At 56.6% G+C, this 5,184-nt stretch carries 3 protein-coding genes and 1 pseudogene; 2 read left to right on the top strand and 2 right to left on the bottom strand.

Annotated features, from left to right (window positions below):
- Positions 1-284: 284 nt before the first annotated feature.
- Positions 285-950, bottom strand: a complete 666-nt coding sequence (xopO, locus tag QRN38_RS25680; protein WP_032641726.1) for a XopO/AvrRps4 family type III secretion system effector — start codon at positions 948-950, stop codon at positions 285-287.
- Positions 951-1,226: 276 nt separating this feature from the next.
- Positions 1,227-1,310: pseudogene (locus QRN38_RS25685) on the bottom strand (recombinase family protein); the annotation flags it as partial.
- A 379-nt stretch (positions 1,311-1,689) separates the two neighbouring features.
- Here QRN38_RS25685 and QRN38_RS25690 point away from each other — a divergent pair.
- Both QRN38_RS25690 and QRN38_RS25695 read left to right on the top strand, forming a co-directional pair.
- Positions 1,690-2,250, top strand: a complete 561-nt coding sequence (locus QRN38_RS25690) for a recombinase family protein (protein WP_005737570.1) — start codon at positions 1,690-1,692, stop codon at positions 2,248-2,250.
- 3 nt (positions 2,251-2,253) lie between these two features.
- Positions 2,254-5,184: Tn3 family transposase (locus QRN38_RS25695; protein WP_285362784.1), on the top strand; the 2,931-nt coding region annotated here is incomplete at its 3' end.

A 5,184-nucleotide genomic window follows, 5' to 3' on the forward strand; every position in this document is an offset into this window, starting at 1 on the left:
CCCGTCTTCCAGCTTGCGGCTCTGCCGCCAGACGTAATCGCCGGTCAGGTTGACGTGCTCCCAGCCCAACGGCGACAGATACTGATACAGGTCGGGGTTGTAAGCCGGAATCTCAGAAATTTCCGTCACCCTTTTAAGTCCCCCAGGCGGGGGGCTCGACGAGAGCGACAGACCTTGTGTGTAGAAGTTTCAAAATGCTTATGCATCAAGAGACAGTGCCCTGCCCGAAGATATTTACATTCGGTGTGCCTTGGGCGTATACGCCCAAGGCTTGAGGCAGGGAGTTATTGGTTAATTCTGCGGTCTTCGTGTGCGAGCATCGTAAGGCGTCTCTGTAATTCAACAAGGTCAGCTCTTGCTTGGCGCAGCTGTTGTGTTGTATTCGCTATTTCGTCAGGATTGGCCTCTTCTGTAGCGTCTTCAAGCTCTTCAGTAAGGTCGTTAACAAAGGTTTGTTTGTCCTGTATTTCTTGTCTCAATTCAGCAGCGGCCCCACGTGGGCAGACTTGTATGTCGCGTGACGATGAGCCGACATGAGAGACTCGTTTGCCCCCGCCTAATAGGGAGTTGGGTGTAACCGGGATTTCTAGCCCACCAACCGCAGGTTTGAAGTTTCGTTGTTGGAGCTGGTTGAGAGCGTTCAGGTGGGGGCTGTTGGAAGGGCCCGCGTGGGTGTTGATGTCTAAGCGTTGAGCATCAAAAGCTTTAACTAAAATTGTGTTCTGCCGGTCTTGGTGAGCTGGCCTCTCACCCAATTGGCGCAGTCGCTGCGCCTGCATGCTTAGTCTTGCCCCCGGCTTTTGTAGTCCTTCTGAAGCTTGGTTGATTGCGGTTGTGGTGGCATGTGGCGAGGAATTGGCGGGAGAGGAGGCGAAATGGTTTGGCGCTTCCTCCGCAGGGGTCGTGTAGTTGAAACTGGAATTAACTGAACTGGTTGAAATACGATTCATTGGGAAACCTATTTTTCAAAGGATTTACGGCGCAGAAGCACGTCTGCGGTCGTCATTTTTACCCTTGTGGAGAGGACGGAAGTGTTAGTGGAGCCGCACTAGCCGGCAGTTCCCAGTCTGCGCAGAAATATTTTCTCTCTCTGGCAAGATGTTGAAGTTCACCTTCGGATAGCAATGAACAGGGCAGCCTGCGGCTGCAAATCGCCCGTTCTTGCGATCGCGTAGCAGCAGAAACTGTCGCTGTCGCCGGTCTTCGAATTCGTCACGCGCTATTTATAAGGCCACGCGCAACAAAATGTCTTGAATGCCTTGCAACACCACCTTAGCTACGCCACTGGACGTCTCGGTCAATTCCGATAGGGGGGGCTACAGAATTCGGAAATAATCGTACGCAAGGTTTTCGAGCGTATTCCAGTCTACGATTTACTAGGTTTCGAAGGTTTGCCATCAGCCGCTCCGTAAGGTTGGGCTATACCCTATCCGGATGTCAGGTAGTCGTGTGTCATAGCGTCAGAATAGAGTCCTATTTAGAATTTATTGACGTTATCGAGTGAAGGTCTTAGATTTCAACCTGACAGAATTCAGTTTGAGGTATGAAATGTCGCAGGTTTATCACAAGCCATTGAGCCGTACAGCGTTGAGGGCGCGCCTGTGGGACTGCAACGCTCGTCGCGCTCGTGCCGATGCGATGGCCACACTCAGCGTGTGCCGCTGGCTGTGTAGCGGGGTACGTTAGAAAATGCAGGGACATCGTATCGGCTATGTCCGGGTGAGTAGCTACGACCAAAACCCGGAACGCCAATTGGAGCAGACCGAGGTAAGCAAGCTGTTCACCGACAAAGCCTCTGGCAAGGATACCCAGCGTCCGCAATTGGAAGCCATGCTTGGCTTCGTCCGTGAAGGTGATACGGTCGTGGTGCACAGCATGGATCGCTTGGCCCGCAACCTGGATGACCTGCGCCTTCTTGTGCAAAGGCTGACCAAGCGCGGCGTTCGTATCGAATTTTTGAAAGAAGGCTTGGTATTCACCGGCGACGATTCGCCAATGGCCAATTTAATGCTGTCGGTCATGGGGGCTTTTGCGGAGTTCGAGCGAGCGCTTATTCGCGAGCGACAGCGCGAGGGCATTGCCTTGGCCAAGCAACGTGGCGCTTATCGGGGCCGCAGGAAAGCCCTGTCCGTCGAGCAGGCTGTTGCAGTCCGGGCTCGGGCCGCTGCCGGCGAGCCAAAGGTCCAGTTAGCTCGTGAATTCGGTATAAGTAGGGAAACTCTCTACCAGTACCTACGTCCGGATGACTGATACATGCCCCGTCGCTCAATACTCTCTGCCTCTGAGCGCGACACGTTGCTTGCGCTGCCGGAAAGCCAAGACGACCTGATCCGCTATTACACCTTTAACGAATCCGACCTGTCGCTGATCCGTCAGCGACGAGGTGATGCCAATCGCCTCGGCTTTGCGGTGCAGCTCTGCTTGCTTCGCTACCCCGGATACGCGCTGGCCAGCGACAGCGTGCTGCCCGATCCGGTCATTGAGTGGATAGCCCGACAGGTTCAGGCAGCTCCAGAAAGTTGGGCGAAGTACGGTCAGCGCGATGTCACCCGTCGAGAGCACGCCCAGGAACTGCGTGCCTACCTGAGTTTGCTGCCGTTCGGATTGTCGGATTTCCGTGCCCTTGTACGCGAGTTGACCGGCCTGGCCCAGCAGACCGACAGAGGCCTGTTGCTGGCTGGGCAGGCGTTGGAGAGTCTGCGTCAGCAACGGCGGATCTTGCCGCCCCTTATGGTGATTGATCGAGCCTGCTCCGAGGCAGTGGCCAGATCCAACCGGAGGATTTATCGTGCTTTGATCGAGCCGCTGAACCAGCAGCATCGTAATAAGCTTGACGAACTATTGACCGTTAAGGCAGGCAGCAACAGCACTTGGTTGACCTGGCTACGCCAGTCACCATTGAAACCGAATTCACGGCACATGATGGAGCACATCGAGCGGCTGAAGATTTTCCAACTGGTTGCGCTGCCTGAAGGGCTTGATCGGAGCATCCATCAGAACCGCCTGTTGAAGCTGGCCCGGGAAGGTGGGCAGATGACACCTCGGGATCTGGGCAAGTTCGAGAATGAGCGGCGCTACGCCACCCTGGTGGCCGTCGTGCTGGAAAGCACCGCTACGGTGACGGATGAACTGGTGGATCTGCACGACCGTATTCTGGTCAAGCTGTTCAGCAGTGCCAGGAACAAGCATCAGCAGCAATTTCAGAAGCAGGGTAAAGCGATCAACGACAAGGTGCGCTTGTACTCGAAGATCGGACAGGCTCTGCTGGACGCCAAAGCCTCGGGTGAAGATCCCTTCGCCGCCATCGAGGCGGTCATGCCTTGGGATGAATTCGCTCAAAGCGTCACTGATGCCGAGCTGCTTGCCCGCCCAGAGGCCTTCGACCATCTGCACCTGGTCAGCGAGAACTTCAATACGCTGCGCCGCTACACTCCGGCCTTTCTGGAGGTTCTTCAGCTGCGGGCCGCCCCAGCTGCGCAACGTGTGCTGGATGCCATCCAGCAGCTGCGCGAGATGAACGTAGACAATTTGCGCAAGGTGCCGTCGGACGCCCCGACCGCGTTCATCAAGCCCCGCTGGAAACCGCTGGTAATCACGCAGGAAGGGATCGATCGTCGTTTTTACGAAATCTGCGCCCTGTCCGAGCTGAAAAATGCGCTGCGCTCCGGTGACATCTGGGTTAAGGGTTCCCGGCAGTTCCGTGACTTTGAAGATTACCTGCTGCCACCCGCACAGTTTGCCGCGCTCAAAAAGGAACAGGCGCTGCCATTAGCGATCAACCCCAACAGCGACCAGTACCTGGAAGAGCGCTTGCAGCTGCTGGATAAGCAGTTGGCCACCGTCGCCAAGCTAGCCAAGGACAATGAACTACCCGACGCGATCCTCACCGAGTCCGGACTGAAGATTACACCGCTGGATGCGGCGGTACCGGACACCGCCCAAGCGCTGATCGACAAGACCAGTCAGCTACTGCCACGCATCAAAATCACCGAGCTGCTGATGGATGTGGACGAGTGGACGGGATTTACCCGTCACTTTACACACCTGAAGGATGGGGCCCTGGCCAAGGATAAAACCCTGCTATTGTCCGCAATCCTCGGCGATGCAATCAACATCGGACTGACCAAAATGGCCGATTCGAGTCCGGGCATGACTTACGCCAAGTTGTCGTGGCTGCAAGCTTGGCACATCCGCGACGAAACATACGCGGCGGCACTTGCCGAACTGGTCAACAGCCAGTTCAGTCATTCCTTCGCTGCCAACTGGGGAGACGGCACCACCTCATCGTCCGATGGCCAGCGCTTCCGCGCAGGCGGTCGAGGCGAAAGCACCGGGCATGTCAACCCGAAGTACGGCAATGAACCGGGGCGGTTGTTCTATACCCACATCTCTGATCAGTACGCACCGTTCAGCACTCGCGTGGTGAATGTCGGTGTCCGCGATTCAACCTATGTGCTCGATGGATTGCTGTATCACGAGTCAGATCTGCGGATCGAGGAGCACTACACTGATACTGCGGGCTTTACCGATCATGTGTTCGCCTTGATGCACCTGCTGGGCTTTCGTTTTGCCCCGCGCATCCGCGACCTTGGAGAAACCAAGCTGTATGTGCCACAGAGCGTGCAGGAATACCCGACACTGCGCCCAATGATCGGCGGCACGCTGAACATCAAGCACGTTCGCGCTCACTGGGACGAGATCCTGCGTCTGGCCGCTTCGATCAAACAAGGCACCGTCACCGCCTCGTTGATGTTGCGCAAACTGGGCAGTTACCCACGCCAGAACGGACTAGCCGTGGCCCTGCGGGAGTTGGGCCGGATCGAGCGCACGCTGTTTATCCTGGACTGGCTGCAAAGTGTCGAGCTGCGCCGCCGTGTGCATGCAGGCCTGAACAAAGGCGAGGCGCGCAACGCCTTGGCCAGGGCGGTGTTCTTCAATCGCCTCGGTGAAATCAGAGATCGGAGCTTCGAGCAGCAGCGCTATAGGGCCAGCGGATTGAACCTGGTGACCGCCGCCATCGTGCTGTGGAACACGGTCTACCTGGAGCGGGCCACCCAAGGGCTGACTGAGGCCGGAAAGCCTGTGAATACCGATCTGTATAAGTACCTGTCGCCGTTGGGTTGGGAGCACATCAACCTGACCGGCGATTACGTCTGGCGGCAGAGCCGCAAGCTGGAAGACGGA

Source organism: Pseudomonas sp. CFBP2511 (assembly GCF_030209255.1).
In the GTDB taxonomy this organism is placed as follows: Bacteria; Pseudomonadota; Gammaproteobacteria; order Pseudomonadales; family Pseudomonadaceae; genus Aquipseudomonas; species Aquipseudomonas avellanae.